Source organism: Rhizobium leguminosarum bv. viciae USDA 2370 (assembly GCF_002008365.1).
In the GTDB taxonomy this organism is placed as follows: Bacteria; Pseudomonadota; Alphaproteobacteria; order Rhizobiales; family Rhizobiaceae; genus Rhizobium; species Rhizobium leguminosarum.
The window spans coordinates 1-18,992 of the sequence record NZ_MRDL01000050.1; the positions used below are offsets into that span (position 1 = coordinate 1).

An 18,992-nucleotide genomic window follows, 5' to 3' on the forward strand; every position below is an offset into this window, starting at 1 on the left:
CGGCCTGTTGCAGCTGAAATACATCAAGCTCGCGCTCGAAAGGCGTGGTTTGATCGACAGTGCATATCGTGAGCGGCTCCGCGGCGTGGCCGGCATAGAATGCCTGGACCGTTCCGGCGAGACCGTCTCCAACTTCTCTTATTTCCCGATACTCGTACGCCCTGACTATCCCATTTCACGCGATGGGCTCTATGAACGGCTGAAGGAAAACAGCATTCATCCGCGCCGCTATTTCTATCCGCTGATTTCAAGCTTCTCGATGTACCGTAGCCTGCCTTCCTCGCAGCCCTCGAANTTCAAGCTTCTCGATGTACCGCAGCCTGCCTTCCTCGCAGCCCTCGAATCTGCCGGTCGCAACCGAGGCCGCACAACAGGTGCTCTGCCTTCCCATCTATCCGGACATGGAGATGGAGATCGTCGACAAGGTCTGCGCGCTGATCGAGTCGGCTTAAAAACACGGTATTCCGACAGTCATCTCGCACCGCTAGGCCGACCGGGCCTAAAATCATCCTGTTCTAGCCGCCTCACTTGTCATCAAAGACTTGAAGCGCGAGTTCTGCCTGCCAGATAAGAAATCGCGAGCCGGCGCATTGCAAGTGGCTGCTCATAAGAAAGCGGCGTGACCATCGATCACGCCGCTTTCTTCATCTCATAGACGCCAGATTAAAGCACAGTTGCGGAGGTCGGGTGCGAAGCATCTCTCCAGCCCGCCGGCGAGAGCGGTGATCGGCGCTCCGAACGACCGAAGTACACCACTTGCCATGATCATAGAGCGCGGACGTGAGGCGAGGCTTGCGCAGGAGGGGCACAAGCGGCAAATAAGGCCGCTGATCTGGCCCGAACAGATGGATGAATTTCTGGAAGAAAAATGGCACGCCCTAGGGGAGTCGAACCCCTCTTCCCAGAATGAAAATCTGGTGTCCTAACCGATAGACGAAGGGCGCTTCCTTCGTGGTGGCGCCCTTATAGTCACCACCTTCAAAGGCCGCAAGCGCCAGGGCGCGAAAAAATCATCGTTTTCGCCGATTTATTTCGGCTGTGGAAAACCTGGTATCGTGAGGCGACGGAGTCGGGAAAAATAAGCCAGCGGGCTGGTTTAGGCGCCATTACGCAGGTCCGATGGTACGCCCTAGGGGAGTCGAACCCCTCTTTACAGAATGAGAATCTGTCGTCCTAACCGATAGACGAAGGGCGCGCAGCCAGCCTCGTTAAAATAGGAGCGCGCGCCGGCTTCTGCAAGCGAATGTGATGGCTTCTATGTGGAGAGAAAGTGGCACGCCCTAGGGGAGTCGAACCCCTCTTCCCAGAATGAAAATCTGGTGTCCTAACCGATAGACGAAGGGCGCTTCCTTCGTGGTGGCGCCCTTATAGTCAGGCGTTTTGAATCCCGCAAGCGGCAATTGCGGTTTCTTTCAAAAAAATGACAGGAAATCCGAGTGCGTTTGAGAAGCCGATTATTGAAGCTGAATCAATAGGCTGTCGGTTGTTTCTTTATCGAGACGAGGCGGCGCTGCCGTAACGTAATGCGAAAATCGCGCGGTGGTCAGATCGCTCTTGCGGTCGTTATGGGTGCTCGCTTGCCGCCGCAGCCCCAGTTCCAGTCACGGGTTTTGCCGGTATCGAGGTGGACCGAATCCGTATGGCAATAGGTGCCGACGCCGCCGCGGTCCGGAAACGAGCGGATATAGGCGGCGATATCCCATTTCGTCACACCGTCGATCTGGATGTCGGCGGCCTCGCAGCTCTTGTGCATCGATTCGTCAGCGCCGCCGACGAGGCGGTTGTGCTCCTCGTCGCGATAGCCGGAGGTGACGATAACCGGTCGGCCGAAATGGTTTTCGACCGTCTTGATCACTTTCAAGAGGTCGGGCTTGAAGCAGCCGACCTCGACCTTGTCGTTTTGAAGATGCAGCCCATTCGGCGCGATACGCGTCATGCCGGGCAGGGCGGCCTTGTGCAGCAGGCCGGACAGACTGCCGAGCAGGTTCTGCTTCGGCGCGCTGTAGAGCGCATTCATTGTCGAGGCCGGAATGCTGCCCGTCGTCAGCGACGCCGTTTGCACGGGCGCAGGCTGCGCGTTGCTATTCTGCGAGGATTGCTGCGGCAGCACCGGTTCTGCCGGCTGTGTGGGCGCGGGCTGCTGGCTGTAGACGCTGCTTCGCGCCGGTGCTGCACCTTCCACCGGCGCATAGGCCTGCGGCTGAATGACGGTGGACGTGCTGTTGTTCTGCGGCGCCGGTTGGTGATCGGAAAAGATGCTCATCGCCTGCGCGTTGATCCGGGTCGACTGCAGGACGAGGCCGCCGATATTGGCGGGCGCCGCCGTTGCCGAACCGGCGGGCGGGACGGCGGCATTCGGATCCTGGGCCACGACCTGAGGCGCGCTGACGAGCCGCGGATCCGTATAGACCGAGCGTGGGGCAGGGCCTGCAGGCGCTGCCGTGGCAAGCTGTGGTACTGCGGCCGGTGCCGCCGGAGCAACTGCGGCGGATTCGAGCGCCTTCTTGTCCGACGCGCAGCCGGACAGCGCCAGCACCGAGGTGGCGATCAGCAAAGCGCCCGTTACGGGCATCCGCATCTGCATGTTAGGCAAGCGACAGTCTCCAGTTGATGCGGAAAAACGGCGAAAAACACCATTCCTCCGCTTCGAGTCGCCAGGAGATTGCCTGCGGGGCCGGATCGCGGCAAGCGTCAAGGCGCCGGCCGGACCCAAAATCGAAAAAGCCGCAAGCCTCGCAAAAGCCTTGCGGCGAAAACCCTTACCACGCGCCGGTATTGCCCATCGAGGCCCAGGGTTCGGCGGCCGGAAGCGGGCTGCCCTTTTGCAGGATTTCGATCGAGATGCCGTCGGGCGAGCGCACAAAGGCCATGTTGCCGTCGCGCGGCGGCCGGTTGATAGTGACGCCGTTGTCCATCAGATTCTGGCAGGTCGCGTAAATATCGTCGACCTCATAAGCGAGGTGGCCGAAATTGCGTCCTCCGCTATAATCTTCCGTGTCCCAGTTGTAGGTTAGTTCGAGGCAGGGAGCTTTTTCGCTGCGCGCACGGTCGAGATCGTCGCGAGCGGCTAGAAAAACCAGGGTAAAGCGGCCTTTCTCGTTTTCGTGGCGCCGAATCTCCTCCAGCCCGAACAGCGTGGTGTAAAAAGCGAGCGAGGCGTCTAGGTCTTTGACGCGTACCATTGTGTGGAGATAACGCATTCTATCTACTCCTTTATTGGGGCTGGCTTTTTTCAGCAAGCCGAGGTCAGCTTCGGGCAAGTCATCTTTATAAAATGTGCAGCTGGGAATAACCGAAAACTAGGACTTGCGCTTATCCGTTACCAAGATGTTAATCTTGATTTGAAGAATCAGTTAACCGTAACAGTGTGACGCGTATTCGAGGGGCTGGCGACAATGGCTGATAGGATTTCATCGAACGAATACTCCGACCTCGACGAGCTATCGGGAGAGCCAGTCGATCTTGTTGAAATCACCGGCGTCGTCAAGTGGTTCGACGTCGCCAAGGGTTTCGGCTTCATCGTGCCCGACAACGGCTTGCAGGATGTTCTCCTGCACGTGACCTGCCTGCGTCGCGACGGTTACCAGACGATCCTCGAGGGAACGCGCATCGTCGCACTCATCCAGCGCCGCGAGCGCGGCTACCAGGCTTTCAAGATCCTCTCGATGGATCAGTCGACCGCGATTCATCCCTCGCAGCTGCCGCCGGTGCGCACCCACGTGCAGGTCACCGCGACGAGCGGACTCGAGCGTGCGCTGGTCAAGTGGTTCAACCGCACCAAGGGCTTCGGCTTCCTGACGCGGGGCGAGGGCACAGAAGATATCTTCGTGCACATGGAAACGCTCCGCCGCTTCGGCCTGACGGAACTGCGCCCCGGCCAGGTGGTTCTTGTCCGCTTCGGCGACGGCGAAAAGGGCCTGATGGCCGCAGAGATCCATCCCGACGTTCCGAGCCCGGCCAGCCGGTCTCACTAATATGAGCAGTCTTACCCTGTTTCATGCCATCAGAAGCGCCATATTGGCGCTTTTTTTCATGGCCGCGCTGCCGGCTTTGGCCGAGGAGCAAATGCGGTTCGACAAGGAGCCGCTGCTCATCCAGACCGCTGCGGGCAAGGTGCTGCATTTCACCGTCGAGATTGCCTCGACCCCAGATCAGCGCGCCCACGGACTGATGTTTCGCAAGGTCATGGCCGACGATGCCGGCATGATCTTCGATTTCGATGAGCCGCGGCGCGTCACCATGTGGATGGAAAACACCATCCTGCCGCTCGATATGCTCTTTGCCGATGACACCGGCACGATCCGCCACATCAAGGAAAAGGCAGTGCCCTATTCGCGCGACATCATCGATTCGATGAGCGCGGTGAAATACGTCGTCGAACTCAATGCCGGCATCGTCGCCAAACTGGGTATCAAGCCGGGCGACAGGATCGTCAGCGCCACGACGACGAAGAAGGCGAAGTAGCGCGCGCGACCGCGAGCAGCGGTGCGCCTGTCAAGGAATTCAATTATATCGGGATATTGAATGGTCGGAGTGGAGAGATTCGAACTCCCGACCCTCTGGTCCCAAACCAGATGCGCTACCAGACTGCGCTACACTCCGTGCCGTGAATGGCAGGGGAGATACACGGTTCACTTCGCCGTCGCAACCCATAAATCCAGCTCTGGCCGAAGATTCCTCGCCGGACCTGTGGATGCAAGACAGAAAAATCTTGATAGGTCGCCAGTCTGCTTGCCGGGCGCACGAGTCCATTTGACTGGCGCAATTGGACGTCAGGACAAGGCTGCCTCAGCCGTGGGCGATCAGGCCGATATATTGAGCGTAGCTGATGGCAACGTAGAAGAACGCCGTGATGCTCGCGCCAATCACAATGGCATTGAACTCCGCCGAACGTTTGATCATGAATGCAAATCCACTGAAAGCGATTGAGCCGTAAACTAGTGCCGAGGGCTGGCAGCGGCAATCGGGTTGTGATCAAAACATGAGACAATCGGTAATATTGCGCAATCCGGGTGGAAATCCGAGGGTTTCAAGAGATGGCTGCCGCCATCTCCGTCGATATCCTTGTTTCCCAAATGCATCGGCTCGTTATGGAGTCGCCAGCAGCGTCGTACACCGCCTTTTTTCTTGAAAAAGCGGGGATTCGCGGCTAAGCAAAATTCATCTCTTTGCGTTATCTCTAGCGATGAAGCAAAAGCCCCGGGAACGGGGATCGAGCCATGTAAGGCGGGCGCTGCCCGCATAGTCGGAGACGCTGCAGTCATGTCTGCCAAGATCTATCGTCCAGCCAAGACCGCCATGCAGTCCGGCAAGGCCAAGACTCATCTCTGGGTGCTTGAGTTCGATCAGGAGTCGCCGCGCAAGATCGATCCGATCATGGGCTACACCTCCTCCGGCGATATGCGCCAGCAGGTGAAGCTCACCTTCGAATCGCAGGAACTCGCCGAAGCCTACGCCCAGCGCAACGGCATCGAATACCGTGTCATCGCGCCGAAGGACCCGACACGCCAGGTTGTCGCCTATCCCGACAATTTCCGCTATACCCGCACGCAGCCCTGGACGCATTGAGATTTCTCGTCCAGATATGCCGCATCCGGTCGCGCTCATGAGACGCGGCCGCCGGACGGCCCCTTAGCTCAGCTGGATAGAGCACCTGCCTTCTAAGCAGGTTGTCGCAGGTTCGATTCCTGCAGGGGTCGCCATCATTTCAACCAGTTCTAAGCGTCGCCCAACCGCTTCACCCTCTTCGGGGCAACGAACTGGGCAACGCGCGCTTGTCGGCTGGGGCCTCATCTCACCACCGGCCGGTTATCAGGCGTCGGCGCCGTCGGCCGCGACTCGATCGTACAGGTTTCGCTAGAATCCATTGGTCGATCCGGACGTCGGACCAGCCTATGCGTCGCTTCGAGAGTCTTCGACAGGCGGGAAAGTCACTGCTCATGTCCTTCCTGTTCCGCCAGATGGTGCTTCTGCACACGCCCGTTCGCCTAATGACTTCGTTTATGTCGATGATACGAACCATAGCCTTCTCCTGCTCCGAATTTTTGCGATCTGCCTTTTCTTCTCGTCTCTCTCTCGGGCTCGTTACTACCCTTATAAGTATACATCATGGAAATTGTCTTGTCTACACAGAGTAAGCCTGGAATATTTTCCGTGTTACTGTGCAATGCGGTATGTAGTCTGGCCTCACTTTTTGCGTGGTAAGTATATCGTGAATCCTTTGTGTTTTTCACGTCATCAATATTGTACGAGTCCTTTCGCGGTGTTTGTTTTCGTTTGCTTTTAACGAGCGGCGTAGGCGGTGCCGCCCCATGCTGAGCCTGCGCCCACCTCTGCATCCGGATTTTGTGCGGTGCGGCAGAGAGTCTGCCGGTCGTATATTGCCCCGCAACGACAACTGCTTTCCTAAAATGCTCACATGGTGGGCACTAAGATCATGTGGTGAACTTTAGGTATTGACAATTTCTCGCTTTACGAGTATAGGAAACTTTACCTGACGATTGGAGGCCCGATTGTGGAGGCTGGTAGCGCCGCCCACTCAGGCGGCGATCGATGCGAAGCGCAACGGGATCGTTTGGTGAGGACGCGGCTGTTGCGGTGAGGCTTTAATCTTCCGCATACCACCGAGTCCTGGAGTGTGGGCTGTAACCAGTGCTGCGGAATCCTTGCGGAAGTGTATTGCCGATCGCTCGTTCCGCAAGCCAAGATCGACTGACCATAACGGCATCAATGGATGCTGGCTCGTCTCACGATCGTGCGACAAGACGGATCGCGTGGGAAGCGCGGCGTCGCTGCTGAGAGGAACAGGGACCTTCCGCGGGGATCAACCGCGCGAGGGTTGGGGATGGATTCAGAGCTTTCTGATGCCGGTGACCGTTAAGGATTCCTGCGACCCTCGTCACGAAGGTCCGCCGGCAGCCCAGACCCTCCACTGTCGCCGATTATCCCCGATCAGGAAGGCCGGGCCGGCTCCCGGTCCACAGCGCCATACCCCTGCGTGCAGCTATAACGGTGGCAATTTCAGGATCGAATCCTACCGAGTTGGTGAACGCGCTCGACCTCGATCCAAGCGGATCTTCGCCCGCGCGAGCGGCTAACAGAATGCAAAACAGGCTCTTGTGCCTTCACGCGTCTGGGGCATTTGCTCGACGAGCCGACTTCAATCCCGCCATCGGGGGGCAGACTTGCCATCGACGGAACCACCAACGTTGGTCGTTGCGAAACCCCAAAAGTGAATCGACACCTGTTGAAAGGAGATGCGGGCGACCTCATGGATTAGCCTCGTGTGTCGTGATCTGCCGGCCGTTTGCTTCCGATATCGCATCCATAGGCGACGGTGACGCGAAAGGTCTTTCTTCGACTCGAATCGCCTTCGGCACGAAAGGCTGCGCGCTGGACTTTCGCGCCAGTCAGATCCACGCCGTTCCATCTTCGAGATCCCTCGACTACGCTCCAAGCGCCTCGTCCGAATCCCTGATGGGAAGGTGGTTGCGGAGGGCGTCAGCCGCTCCTACTCGTCTGGATGCTTCACCCTGATGTGTCGTTAGCTAAAGCTGCTCCGAAGAAGGGCGGGGTCGATCCCTTCCGAGAGGCTCCAGCGGTGATCTCAAGGACCTGCCCCCTCTTCCCGCTCGCGGAAAGATTGTACCTCTGGTAGGCGGCACCATTGAGAATCTAGGTTTAAGCTACTTGGCTTAAATGGCCGAAGCGGTGGTTGACATCTTTCATGCGCGAGGTCACGGGCGTAAGTACGTCGATTGGCCAGCCCGGAAGAGCTGGGCGTTCGAATTCTCGGGATGGCAATCCCAAGATCGAGCGCCCACGCCAAGCCGGTGCCGTTCCTTCGTTACAAGGACCTTGCGGACCCTTGGTCGAACTTGAACAAACCGGGTGAGCGCAACTGGCGCGGGGCAAAGGTTGTGCGACCGCTGACCTGCGACGCATGAGGATCGCAACATCGAGCATCCGTGTCGCGAAACTGAATTCGTGGTCGTACCAGCCAAACACCCGCATCATCCTTCCGGCGGCGAGCGAAACTTTGGGACCAGAGATTATCAGCGACTCCGGGGGGCGGATGTCAAGGAGACGAGGGGACGCTCCGTCCATCCCCAGAAGGGGGCGGACTCACCGCTCGCTGCAACTCCGCCCGCGCTTGATCCAGGTTCGGCTGTGCTGGGGTCGTCACGGTAAGATCGATCGCAGAAGCACTTGCAGTCGGCACTCTGATGGCTCGGGCCGACCACCTCGCTCGATAACCTTGAGAAGAGGGGCAAGTGCATTCGTCGGCCATGAGGAGCTGGAGATGATCTTGTGATCGCCGATGGCTTCCTCGTTAGCGCCGAGGACGATGGTACCGTTGGCCGCGTCGGACGCGATGTGGTCGAATGTCGGCCTTGGACGACTGACACCGGGCGCCACCTGGGCCGGTGGTTGCCTAAAGCGAGGACCGCAACTGCCGCATCATTTCAGACAGCGAGTTTTCATTGATGCGGTTCGCGTGCCACCCGATCTCCGGCGTATCAATGCCCGAGACGAACGGAACTCCCCCTGAGTGCGTGTTCTTGCTCGTTTGACTTATGCGGGAAATGCTCACCACCAGCGGATCGCCACAGCCGGGGAGGGACTGTTGCCCCATTCCTTGCATTCCTTTTCCTCGCAATAATGGGCATAAATTTGCGGCGCCATGGTCAGGGCTGGTTTGTCGGTGTCGCTGATCTTTACTCCTGGAGTCGCCAGCCCGCTTTTGGCTTCGGCCAACCCTTCTTCGCCGCACGAAAATCAGCCTCAGCATAGGCTTTCTTCTTCGCTTCCATCATGCCTGTCGCCCAGACGGTGATGCGCATGCGTCCGGCCCTGAATACGAAGCGCCGTTCCACCGTCTGCTTGCCTGCCGTGTAACCTCCTCGAAAACAAGCGCGCGCGGCCGACAGACTGATGCTGTCCCGGAAAGACTGTGGTTGCGACCACCACCAGTCCCTGAGAGCCGTTTCGAAGGACACGGTTTTTGGTTGGAAACGGTCAAGCATTACCTACAGACCCGGTCTCTGGCTTAACTTGACTGAGGGGCCATCTGAGCCGCTTTCTCTCATACGTCTCAGGCAAGTTAGTCTCGATCGTAGCTCGGTCGCCACCCGCGCGCCATGCCGAGGCTCATGACGCCTTCCGTCAATGCAAGCTGCCGGCGGAGGTGGCGAATATCCTCCAGCAAGGTGTTTATTACTGGGTCGGTATCGCCCCTGTGGTAGGCGATCACTTTGGTCCGCTCGCCGTCCACGGCTTCGCCGATCGGCTGCTCTAGCATATCCGTGCTCCACACTTCAGTTTTCAGATTGGCGGCCTCAGCGCCGATGTTCTTATTATGTTCGCTCGGGGGAGGAGTCAATAATCAATCTAGGTCAATTGCTTTTTTAATCGACGGATGGCGCGGCAGCGGCGTTACGGCATTGGCTGAAGATCAATTGAGGTGGGAAAAAGCCCCGCTGCGGAGCGGGGCTAGGTTGAGGTTTACGAGTGGGCCGCACAGCGAAGTGTCGAGTGGCTGGTGGTTATAACAAATCTCCGCACGACCCGACTTTCTTACGATCAACAACGCATATTGTTCCCCGGCGCGAAATTTTTTGATCAGTGGCAGGCCCTGCTCGCCGCGAGCGTCATGTTCTGCGAATTGCCAGGCGACTTTGTGCGCTACAGTTCTCGTCTTGGCCGAAGTTTTCGATAACACAAATTGGTCAATTGCTTTTTAAGGCAATGCTGATGCTATGGCGGCATGACGAAGGCGTCGAAACCAAAGCCGCTTCTGCAGGATGCCGAGAAACCAGTTCGATCCCGGCCTCGCAAAGCGCGAGATCCAGCGCAGCCGAATCTGCCCTTCGACCCTATGCCTGATGGCATTGAGCCGTGTCTTGCGCTTCTGAGAGCAAGACCGCCGAAGGGCGACGGTTGGGTTTATGAGATCAAATGGGATGGCTATCGCCTGTCGGTTCATGTCGAGCCGACGCGCATTCGCATCCTGACGCGCGGCGGCCACGACTGGACAGATCGTTTCCCGGCAATCAAGCAGGCGGCATTGTGGCTTCCTGTCGGCACGGCAATCCTCGACGGCGAAGCGGTGGTTCTCGACCAGCAGGGCAGGTCGGATTTCGGCCTACTGCAACAATCGCTGGGCGGGCGGGGCGGCAAGAAGAGCTCAAGCGACGCCATCTTCATGGCTTTTGATCTGCTCTATTTCGACGGCCACGATCTCAGAAACTCCGAACTCGACATGCGGCGGCATCTGCTTGAGGATCTGGTGCCTGCCGGCGAGCAGGGCGATATTCGGCTCTCGGAGGAGATTGAGGTCGATGGCGATCAGTTGCTGGCAAGCGCTTGCGAACACGGGTTGGAAGGCATCATCGCCAAGCGCCGGGACGCGCCCTATCGCAGCGGCCGCCTGGGCGACTGGCTGAAGATAAAGTGCACCCAGAGCGACGGCTTCGCGATCGTCGGATATGAGAAATCATCAGCGTCGTTCGGTGGCATCGGCCGACTGCTGCTCGCGGCGCGCAAAGGAGACGAGTTCGTCTACGTCGGTGGAGTAGGGACCGGCTTTAATGAGCGATCCGCCGCTGAGCTCCGGGAGCAGATGGACAAGCTGATCATCAGCAAGCCCGCCGTTGATACGGGGAGGAAGCGAAACGCGGTCTTCATCGATCCCAAACTTGTTGCCGAAATCGAGTATCGGGCATGGACGCATGACGGCAAGCTGAGGAATGCGTCTTACAAAGGGCTGCGCGACGCGGCTGATGTGGCGACTGTTTATGAGCTGGCGTAATCGCTCGGGCTGGCTTTGATCCTGCCGACCGCCATTCGTACCGTCCGAGGAACGATCATTCTGTCTGCGGATTACCGAAGTTAAGCACATCTCTGCCGACGACGTGGTCTAGTGCGATGGCCAAACCTATCGGCTGACGCCGCGCGGATGCACAGCTTCTTGGCGTCATACAAGAATCTTTCCAGTGGGCGGCATAGAGGGGCATCCCGAGTAGTTATTGATGGATCATGCCCCGACCGCCGATACCAAACCCCGCCCGGCTCGCTGAGGTGGGGTTTTTAACGCCGGCCTATTGGATGGTGGCATTCGCTTGCGGTGCCGAGTTAGCAGCGCGTTGGGTCTCGATGAAGTCAAGAAGCCCTCTCGCAAATGCCTCTGCTGCTGAAACGGGCATATTCAATCGACCGATCACGACCCGATGGACGGGGCCAGGCGCTGTCGAGTGGTCGACCCGTAGGGATTCGAAGGTTGTCCTGATGTTGCCGTTAAAATGAAAAAAGCCGGTGGCAGCGTCAGCGAAAACCTCTGGAGCATGCGGGTCGTCAATGAACTCTGCTTCGTTCTTGTCCTTGGACATAGATGGCGTCTCCTTTGCCGGTTGCGTCAGCAGGAGGGCATACGTCGGCGAGTCTGGAAATAGATCGCGCTATCAGAGCGCGAAGAAGCGCGTACAAATCCGCAACTTGTGCAGATTGTTCGACTTCTCCACAGGTTTGGCAGCCCGTGCGTTCATCTATCCAGGAGAGCGATATGACTGGCATGATCCGAGCTCTCGCCGTCCTTATCATCCTCAACGTCGTCGAGGACTACGGACACGTCGGCTGGCCCTCCGGGAGCATCCGATCGCCGCCTGCTCTCAAGAAGGTAGGGCGACCATACGCCTAGCGACCGCCGATGTGAATCCCTGCAACGGACCAAGGGCGCCTACTCGGGTCCGCTGGGCTTGCCAGGCAGCTCGCCGGGCGGTCGACGGGCTTCCCGCCCGCGGGTTGATCGGTACGCCGGCATCAGGGCCCGGAACGCTCTTCGCGCCCTCGCCGGAGACGTCAAATGTCAAAAAGAGCGACAGCGCTCAGGACTGGGAACAAAGGCCTCCAGTCGAGGTTTAGGATTGCGGCCAAGGCCGCTTTTGTTAAGCCATGGGAGGCTACAGTGCCAAGCGAATTCACAGAATTAAATGGCCCGCCAAAGCCGTCATCGCAAACATCCACGCCATCTCCAAGAGAGCCTGCGCCCCCGCAGGCGGAGCCTTCACTCGCGGACTTGAAATCTAAGTTGGCCGATGATGTCACCGCGGCCAGAGACACCATAAAGGAAGGCGCCGATACCGCCGTCGAAAAGGTCAATGAGGCTATTTCCGAGCAAACCTACTTCGCAGCCCGCCAGGTTGGCGGCATCGCGACGGCGCTTGAGAAGGTCGGCGCGGAACTGGAGGCATCCGACCAGCCAGAGGTCGGACGGTATGCCAGGCAGATCGGACGAAGCGTCCAGACCGCGGCCAAACGAATGGAAGGCAAGGACCTCGGCGAAATCGCGGTGATGGCCGAGGAATTCGGCCGCAAGCAACCGCTAGCATTCCTTGGAATTGCGGCACTTGCGGGCTTGAGTGCGAGCAGGTTTTTGACCGCCTCCGCCAAGCGATCGCCCACGGAAGCGATTGGCCAAACCGTTGCAGTTGGACGCTCGGGGTCATCGGCGGCGGGAGGAGAAATCAATGGTTAAGTCTGTCGATAGTACCCCACTCTCAGAGCTCGTTGGCGGTCTCGTGGCCGATGTCACGGGGCTGCTTCGCAAGGAAATCGATCTCGCCAAGACCGAGGCGTCCGAAAAGTTCTCGCAGGTGCTTCGCGGTGTCGAAGTGCTTGTTTTCGGGCTTGTCCTGGCGATTGGCGCTGTCGGCGTCCTGTTGAGCGCCCTCGTTGGGGGGCTTGCGGCGTTCCTGGTGACCGAGGGTTTTACAGAGACAAGTGCCAGTGCCCTCGCGTCCCTAATCGTCGGCGTCGTGATTGCGGTCATCGCGTGGGCGTTGGTTTCCCGTGGCCTGGCCGCACTTCGTGGAAGCAACTTGAAATTGGATCGAACCGCGACCTCGCTTCGCCGTGATGCCAATGTTGTCAAGGAGAAGATCTGATGGAAACGACAGTTGGAAGAACATCTGCTGACCTTCAGCAGGAGATCGATCAAGATCGCCGGCGGATCGGAGATCGCATCGACGCCATTCAGGAGCGAATGTCGCCAGGCCAGTTGATCGATGAGGTCTTGGCTTATGCAAAGAACAGTGGCGGGGGAGAGTATGTCAGCAACCTTGGCCAAGCCCTCAAGGAAAATCCCCTGCCTGTCGCGTTGATGGGGGTGAGCCTAGCCTGGCTGATGGCAAAGGGAACCTCCTCTTCAAATGTGCCTGCCAGTTCCCGGACCGCGGCTGAGTATCCCCTGTATCCGGTGAACGGACCGGTCCGCCGTCTTGGCCCTCCCGAGATCGAAAACGGAATGCGCTACAGCCATTTCGCGGACAGCTCCGGTAAGAGGCTGAAAGCGCTGACCGATGAAACCGGACGCCGTGCTGGTCACTTCGTCGACGAAGCTGGCAAGACCTACCGTGGGTTTGCGGACGCCAGCGGCAGGCAAATCGATCAGATCAGCGACGAGGTGGGTGCGATGTTCGACGCGGCAACGGGCTGGGCAGCGGAGAGATGGGAGCAGGCAAAAGACGCCGCAAGTGCAGTTGCCGGCTCGGTGTCTGACCGATCTTCTTCGGCGACGACAAGCCTCCAGGAACAAACCACCAAACTTAATCAGGCGATCCTTACCCAGTTTCGCGATCAGCCGCTGGTCGGCGGTGCATTAGCTTTTGCGGTGGGCGCGGCTATCGGCGCGGCGTTGCCGCACACCGACACCGAAGACGAATTTCTCGGTGACGCCGCCGATTCCACTAAAGAGCGGCTCACCGCCGAGGCATTGGATGTTGTCGACCAAAGCAAAGAGGTCGCCTCGGAGGTCTACGAAAAGGCCGCATTGGTCGCGTCAGATGCCCACGACGCGGTTAAGGATCGCCTGATCACGGAGGTCGATGCGTTCAAGGCGGGTGCTCAAGGTAATGATCGCACCCCATCGAATTGAGGAGTACGAGGAGACAAGTTATGTGATTACAGACGAAACGCCGTCGCGGTCGCAGTGAAGGCATTTCTGCCGTCCACGATCGGGCGTTGCCCTTGCCGTCGTTGTGGTAAGGGCGACCTCAGGAGACCTGAAGGCCAGCCTGCGATATGACTGAGCACTTACGCATACGATGTGCGCCTCCATCCATGTCGAGCGCATAGGTTTTCCTTTGAAGATAGGGGTGGGCGGTGAGTAGCGCGGAACTTTCGAAGACCACCAAGGCGCCGACCGGCGAACCCTATCGACTTGCAGAGGGGGAGCTTCGCAGCAAGCTGTCTGGCAGCACGATATTGATCCTCATTGGAGTGGCCGTCATCCTCCGGCTGGGCCAGGAGATCTTCGTTCCCCTCGCGCTGTCGCTTCTCCTTTCGTTCACGCTGGCCCCGATCGTCTCTTTCCTTCGCAAGCGCTCCGTTCCAAAGATCGCCGCCGTTCTTCTCGCAGTCGTGTCGGCGTTTTGCGCGATCGCCGTATTCAGCATTGTCGTGGCGACGCAGGTGACGAACCTTGCGGAGAACATCCCCACCTATCAAAGAAACCTGGTCGACAAGGTTCATTCCCTCGCCCAAGCGGGCGCCGGAAACGGCGTCCTCGACCATCTGAGCAGAGCGGTCGAACGCGTCGGCGCCGAGATCCAGACGCGGGCCATCGAAAGCAAGAGCCCGACCGCCCAGACGCCCACGACTCGCGAACCGATGCCAGTCGAGATCGTGACACGTTCCGATCCGATCCAGACGCTAGGCAACCTTCTTCTGCCGCTCATCAGCCCGTTCGCGACCGCTGGTCTCGTGGTCGTGCTGGTGATCTTCATGCTGCTCGAGCGAGAAGACCTGCGCGACCGTTTCATCCGGCTGGTTGGTTTGGGAGACCTTCACCGGACGACCGCGGCTCTCCAGGACGCAGGCAAGCGGGTCGGGCGATACCTGCTGATGCAGTTGGTGGTGAACACGCTCTACGCAGTGCCGATCTCCATGGGCCTGTGGGCGCTCGGCATTCCGAACGCCATCCTCTGGGGGCTGCTCACACTTGTTCTGCGGTTCGTGCCATATATCGGCGCGATTATCGGCATGATCCTTCCGTTGTTTCTGGCCCTCGCAATCGCGCCTGGCTGGTCTCTCGTGGTCTGGGTCGGCGCTCTCTATCTGACGACAGAACTGATCAGCAACAACGTGCTCGAGCCATGGCTCTACGGGGCCAACACCGGTCTTTCGCCTCTGGCGATCATTATTTCGGCGATCTTCTGGTCGTGGCTATGGGGGCCGCTGGGACTGATGCTCTCGACGCCTTTGACTGTTTGTCTGGTCGTGCTCGGAAGACATGTCCCCCAGTTCGGCGTCCTCGATGTCCTGCTTGGCAACGAGCCGGTTCTGGAGCCTCACGAGAAGCTCTACCAGCGTCTGCTCGCGGGCGATCCGAACGAAGCCTCCGACAACGCCGAGGAGTTCCTGCAAGAGGAATATCTCGTCGACTATTACGACAATGTAGGCCTTCCTGCGCTCCTGCTTGGCGAGACCGACCGTCAGCGCGGCGTATTGTCGGAAAACCAGATCATTCTGGTGGCGTCCAGCTCGCTGTCTTTGGTGGAGAACCTGTCGGACATTGCAGAGGAGGAGGAGAACGAGGACGAGACCGCATCGGACGCCGGTCTCGAAACGGGTTCCGAACTGGAACTTCCCGATGGCCAGGGCCGCTCCTTATTGTGCATCGGAGGCCGCGGCGGTCTGGACGATGCGGCCGCCGCAATGCTTTCGCAGGTGCTGGAGGTCCAGGGAGCAACGTCCACGACGTCATCATATTCCGACCATGCCGCGCGAGGATCTCTCGCTTTTCCCATCGACAGGGTCGACACGGCGATCGTCATATATCTAAACGGCAATTCGAAGTCTCGCGCTCGTCAGATCGTTCGACGACTGAAGCGACTTAAGCCTGACCTGCGCGTAGGGCTTCTTATGCCTACGGCGAATGGTCTGGACTATGCGCCGATCGACCCGTCCGAGATCGATGCCGACTTCATCGAGACGTCGATAGCGCAGGCGGCTCGATCCGGCCTAGTCATGTCGACGCCCGTGAGTCTCAAAACCGTAGTTCGGAAGATTGCGCGACGCGGACTGCCTTCCGGCAGGCCATCCGCTGCATCGAATTGAAATTGGTTCTCCGTCGCCGCTCGTATTCCTTGACGGTGCTGGTGCTTTCATTTTTCTGCCGCCGTGAAAGTGTCGCCTTCAATCCGACGCGGTCGCGACCCCTTGCACTCCGATGGTCTTCGGACGACATGCCAACACCGCCGCCACCGGGATCTGGACACGCGTCGACGGCACGCATTCGCACTTCGAGCCGGAACGTTCGACCACCGGCACGTGAAAGCGGGGGAGGTGCCCTGATCGGCGGGATCAGCTTCCATGTGAACACCGCTTCGGCCGACATCTCCTCGCGCTTTGGCAAGGGAAAGCATCATCGACGTCATCCGCGCCGGCGTTCCGCAGCCGCAGCGCAGCCCGACGAAGCATGATCTGGAAATCCGGACGCGAGATATCTGCGATCCGGTCAGCGGCGTCCTCAAGCAGCGTGGCGGTGTCGGACGAGGTCATCAATGGAAACGCTTCGGTGCGTCCTAGATCTGCTCAAGGATTTGGACCAGCCCCAAAACGACATACTTGTTCAACCGAGCCATTATGAGGCCAGACCGCTCCGCTATCTTGCCTGTGCGCCGGTCGAATATTGTCCAGGTCTCGTCTAGCTCCTTGCGGGCGCCGAAGCGCGGCTTCCCGATCATCCAGTTGCTCCGTTAAACAACGCTGCGCGGGAGCAGATTGAGCCCGAGGAGCAGTTCGATTAACGGAGCCTTCACTGTCGATCACATTGGGGGCTCTGGCGGGCGCCCACCTTTGATGAACTTCAGATGACTTGCCGTCGCTGACTTCTCTGAAAGATGGGTGAACGTCCGACCTAATAGTTTAGTTTCGGGTACCAGTCCGTGCCGCGGCCCGCCGGCGTCATATCGAGGATGTTCCAGAGCGGAGCGATATCCACCGCGCCTCTTGGATCCTGTCCGGGATCCGCCGCTTCGGCCGGCATCTCGGCGTTGTAGAAGACGCGGACCTCGTCGCCGTTCTTCTGGTAGACCGTGAACCCCGGATATTCGTCGCCCTTGTCGTTGAGCAGTCCAAGGTCTCGCGGATATTCGTCACCCACGGTCTGAACAAAATCGAGATCGCGCCAGCCGCGCTCCGTGGCAAACCTCTGTTGTCGCTCGACCGGGCTGCGACCAATGATCTTAAAAGCAACGCGCTGCTTGACGTCGGCGCCGTTGCCGTTCGCTCCGCCGAGGAGGTTCGTGCACATCGGGCAGGGTCGATCGCGCTGAGGACCGAACATCCAGAAGTAGGTCACAAGAGTGTCGTGATCCCCGAAGAGGTCCGCCAAACCGACTTCGCTGCCATTCTCGTCCTTGAAGCGATAGTCTTTCTGGACGACCGGACCGGGAGGCAGACGTCGGCGTTGTTCCGCAAGTCGGGTAAGATGCCGCCTGACTTCGATCTCTTCGGCCAAAAGTGCCGTCCTTGCCTCGGCATAGTCCTGAGCTTCGTTCTGGAACCTGGATACGCGTTTCGCAGCGAGATCTTTTGCCGGTTTCAATTCGCTCATGTGCATGTGTTTGCTCCTTCGAGTGACCAAGATCATGCTGGATGCCGATCAGCTTTTGTGCGGCTCTGCCAGGATGATCCGGTTGTTTTCCGGATCGAAGAAATTTGCGACCGCGCCTAAGTCCCCGCTAGCCTCGTTCGCAGTAAAATTCCCTCCGTCACTAAACGTTCCTTCTCGGCGGCGAGATCGGGCACGACGACTGTCATTATCGCATTCCCCGCTCGCTCTCCGACGTTCCAACTACCGCGTAGCGCGGCGCCGCCGAACGGCCGCTTGTCTTCGGGGTGACTAAAGCGAGAACCGCAACTGCGGCATCTCAGACCTTCGCGGCTCCAGTGAAGACAGCGACAGGCCAAGCAGACGTATTCCTTTGCGCGGAGGAAAGAGCGGCACGAGAAGCATAGCGACTATCTCCTCGAGATCGCCGATACCTTGCAGAGGTACCAGAACCGTCTTGCTGCGGGTGATCTGGCTGAAGTCGGCATACTTGACCTTGAGCGTCACCGTCTTCGCGCCAATTTCATTGGCCTCGCAGTAACCCCAGACTTTCTCAATCAGCGGCTGAAGCCCTTCACGCGCGGGCTCAAAGGAATGGATGTCCTGCGAAAACGTGTCTTCCGCACCGACGGATTTCCGCACCCGGTCCGGCCTGACCTGGCGATTATCGATCCCGCGGGCGATCCCATAAAAATACGGTCCTGACTTCCCAAAATGTTCGACGAGGAAGTCGAGCGTTCTCTCCTTGAGGTCAGCTCCAGTCTCGATCCCCAGCCGATGCATCTTCTCGGCCGTCGCCGGTCCGACGCCATGAAACTTCTTGACGGGCAGGCGCTCGACGAAAGCCGGACCGTTCTTCGGCGTGATGACGAACTGGCCGTCCGGCTTGTTCTGGTCGGATGCCATCTTGGCGAGGAACTTGTTGTAGGAAATGCCGGCCGAGGCGGTGAGCCCCGTGGTCGCTTTGATCCTGGCGCGGATTTCCGCGGCGATCTCAGTGGCGATCTCCATGCCTTTGAGATTTTCAGTGACGTCGAGGTAGGCCTCGTCGAGCGATAATGGCTCGATCATCGGCGTGTATTCGGCAAAGATCGCCCTTATCTGCAGCGAGACGGCCTTGTAAACATCAAAGCGCGGCTTGACGAAGATGAGGTCCGGGCATTTCCGCTGCGCGGTCACCGACGGCATGGCGGAATGGACGCCGAATTTTCGTGCCTCGTAGCTGGCTGCCGCCACGACACCGCGGGCAGCAGGACTACCGACAGCAACCGGCACGCCACGCAGCTCCGGATTGTCACGCTGCTCGACCGATGCGTAGAAGGCGTCCATGTCGACATGCACGATCTTGCGCGGCCGTTCGCGATTGTCTTCGTCTGTCATC

The 18,992-nt window shown here is 58.9% G+C and carries 17 protein-coding genes, 5 tRNA genes and 2 pseudogenes; 10 read left to right on the forward strand and 14 right to left on the reverse strand.

Going from position 1 to position 18,992, the window contains the following annotated elements:
• Positions 1 to 452, forward strand: a pseudogene (locus BS629_RS26235) (DegT/DnrJ/EryC1/StrS family aminotransferase); the annotation flags it as partial.
• Positions 453 to 869: 417 nt separating this feature from the next.
• On the opposite strand, the gene BS629_RS26240 reads toward BS629_RS26235, so the two are convergent.
• The 5 genes from BS629_RS26240 to gloA form a co-directional block, all read right to left on the reverse strand.
• Positions 870 to 944 (reverse strand) — tRNA-Glu (locus tag BS629_RS26240).
• 176 nt (positions 945 to 1,120) lie between these two features.
• Positions 1,121 to 1,195 (reverse strand) — tRNA-Glu (locus BS629_RS26245).
• Positions 1,196 to 1,271: 76 nt separating this feature from the next.
• A tRNA-Glu gene (locus BS629_RS26250) sits at positions 1,272 to 1,346 on the reverse strand.
• A 197-nt stretch (positions 1,347 to 1,543) separates the two neighbouring features.
• The gene (locus tag BS629_RS26255) at positions 1,544 to 2,584 is read right to left on the reverse strand and encodes a D-Ala-D-Ala carboxypeptidase family metallohydrolase (protein WP_018241850.1); all 1,041 of its coding nucleotides are present in this window, start codon (positions 2,582 to 2,584) and stop codon (positions 1,544 to 1,546) included.
• A 175-nt stretch (positions 2,585 to 2,759) separates the two neighbouring features.
• A complete protein-coding gene (gloA, locus tag BS629_RS26260; protein ID WP_018073425.1) occupies positions 2,760 to 3,200 on the reverse strand; it encodes a lactoylglutathione lyase in 441 nt (146 codons plus the stop codon).
• Between the two features lie 195 nt (positions 3,201 to 3,395).
• Here gloA and BS629_RS26265 point away from each other — a divergent pair, with 195 nt between their 5' ends.
• Together BS629_RS26265 and BS629_RS26270 are read left to right on the forward strand one after the other, a co-directional pair.
• Positions 3,396 to 3,974: a cold-shock protein gene (locus BS629_RS26265; protein WP_018241851.1), complete on the forward strand. Its 579-nt coding sequence runs from the start codon at positions 3,396 to 3,398 to the stop codon at positions 3,972 to 3,974.
• A 1-nt stretch (position 3,975) separates the two neighbouring features.
• The gene (locus tag BS629_RS26270; protein WP_018241852.1) at positions 3,976 to 4,464 is read left to right on the forward strand and encodes a DUF192 domain-containing protein; all 489 of its coding nucleotides are present in this window, start codon (positions 3,976 to 3,978) and stop codon (positions 4,462 to 4,464) included.
• A gap of 61 nt (positions 4,465 to 4,525) precedes the next feature.
• Here the strand turns inward: BS629_RS26270 and BS629_RS26275 are convergent.
• Positions 4,526 to 4,602 (reverse strand) — tRNA-Pro (locus BS629_RS26275).
• Positions 4,603 to 5,262: 660 nt separating this feature from the next.
• Here BS629_RS26275 and BS629_RS26280 point away from each other — a divergent pair.
• Entirely contained in the window at positions 5,263 to 5,568 is a 306-nt protein-coding gene (locus BS629_RS26280; RefSeq protein WP_018241855.1) for an ETC complex I subunit, read from the forward strand.
• A 57-nt stretch (positions 5,569 to 5,625) separates the two neighbouring features.
• A tRNA-Arg gene (locus BS629_RS26285) sits at positions 5,626 to 5,702 on the forward strand.
• 92 nt (positions 5,703 to 5,794) lie between these two features.
• Here the strand turns inward: BS629_RS26285 and BS629_RS40585 are convergent.
• The 4 genes from BS629_RS40585 to BS629_RS26305 form a co-directional block, all read right to left on the reverse strand.
• On the reverse strand, positions 5,795 to 6,022 hold the full coding sequence (locus tag BS629_RS40585) for a helix-turn-helix transcriptional regulator (RefSeq protein ID WP_077988546.1): 228 nt from the start codon (positions 6,020 to 6,022) through the stop codon (positions 5,795 to 5,797).
• Between the two features lie 2,412 nt (positions 6,023 to 8,434).
• Positions 8,435 to 8,635, reverse strand: a complete 201-nt coding sequence (locus BS629_RS39350; protein WP_184328258.1) for a hypothetical protein — start codon at positions 8,633 to 8,635, stop codon at positions 8,435 to 8,437.
• Between the two features lie 82 nt (positions 8,636 to 8,717).
• Positions 8,718 to 9,026, reverse strand: a complete 309-nt coding sequence (locus BS629_RS26300; protein WP_077988547.1) for a hypothetical protein — start codon at positions 9,024 to 9,026, stop codon at positions 8,718 to 8,720.
• A 77-nt stretch (positions 9,027 to 9,103) separates the two neighbouring features.
• Positions 9,104 to 9,301: a hypothetical protein gene (locus tag BS629_RS26305; RefSeq protein WP_077988548.1), complete on the reverse strand. Its 198-nt coding sequence runs from the start codon at positions 9,299 to 9,301 to the stop codon at positions 9,104 to 9,106.
• A 465-nt stretch (positions 9,302 to 9,766) separates the two neighbouring features.
• Between BS629_RS26305 and ligD the strand changes: the two genes are divergently transcribed.
• Complete coding sequence (gene ligD, locus BS629_RS26310) at positions 9,767 to 10,810, forward strand: non-homologous end-joining DNA ligase (RefSeq protein WP_077988549.1); 1,044 nt, start codon at positions 9,767 to 9,769, stop codon at positions 10,808 to 10,810.
• A 289-nt stretch (positions 10,811 to 11,099) separates the two neighbouring features.
• On the opposite strand, the gene BS629_RS26315 is transcribed toward ligD, so the two are convergent.
• Positions 11,100 to 11,387, reverse strand: coding sequence for a hypothetical protein (locus BS629_RS26315; protein ID WP_077988550.1), 288 nt, complete (start codon positions 11,385 to 11,387; stop codon positions 11,100 to 11,102).
• Between the two features lie 575 nt (positions 11,388 to 11,962).
• On the opposite strand from BS629_RS26315, the gene BS629_RS26320 reads away from it, so the two are divergent.
• From BS629_RS26320 to BS629_RS26335, 4 genes are all read left to right on the forward strand, one after another.
• On the forward strand, positions 11,963 to 12,532 hold the full coding sequence (locus tag BS629_RS26320; RefSeq protein WP_077988610.1) for a nutrient deprivation-induced protein: 570 nt from the start codon (positions 11,963 to 11,965) through the stop codon (positions 12,530 to 12,532).
• A complete protein-coding gene (locus tag BS629_RS26325; protein WP_077988551.1) occupies positions 12,525 to 12,941 on the forward strand; it encodes a phage holin family protein in 417 nt (138 codons plus the stop codon). The genes BS629_RS26320 and BS629_RS26325 overlap by 8 nt, the downstream gene beginning before the upstream one ends.
• Positions 12,941 to 13,930 carry a DUF3618 domain-containing protein gene (locus BS629_RS26330; protein WP_077988552.1) on the forward strand — a complete coding sequence of 330 codons (990 nt, stop codon included), beginning with the start codon at positions 12,941 to 12,943 and terminating at the stop codon, positions 13,928 to 13,930. Before BS629_RS26325 ends, BS629_RS26330 begins: the two co-directional genes overlap by 1 nt.
• A gap of 227 nt (positions 13,931 to 14,157) precedes the next feature.
• Positions 14,158 to 16,113: an AI-2E family transporter gene (locus BS629_RS26335; RefSeq protein ID WP_077988553.1), complete on the forward strand. Its 1,956-nt coding sequence runs from the start codon at positions 14,158 to 14,160 to the stop codon at positions 16,111 to 16,113.
• Between the two features lie 303 nt (positions 16,114 to 16,416).
• Here the strand turns inward: BS629_RS26335 and BS629_RS40010 are convergent.
• From BS629_RS40010 to dinB, 3 genes and pseudogenes are all read right to left on the reverse strand, one after another.
• Positions 16,417 to 16,557: pseudogene (locus tag BS629_RS40010) on the reverse strand (CopG family transcriptional regulator); the annotation flags it as partial.
• Between the two features lie 358 nt (positions 16,558 to 16,915).
• Entirely contained in the window at positions 16,916 to 17,620 is a 705-nt protein-coding gene (locus BS629_RS26350) for a DUF899 family protein (RefSeq protein ID WP_198943674.1), read from the reverse strand.
• Positions 17,621 to 17,902: 282 nt separating this feature from the next.
• Positions 17,903 to 18,991 carry a DNA polymerase IV gene (gene dinB / locus BS629_RS26355; protein ID WP_077988612.1) on the reverse strand — a complete coding sequence of 363 codons (1,089 nt, stop codon included), beginning with the start codon at positions 18,989 to 18,991 and terminating at the stop codon, positions 17,903 to 17,905.
• Position 18,992 lies beyond the last annotated feature (1 nt).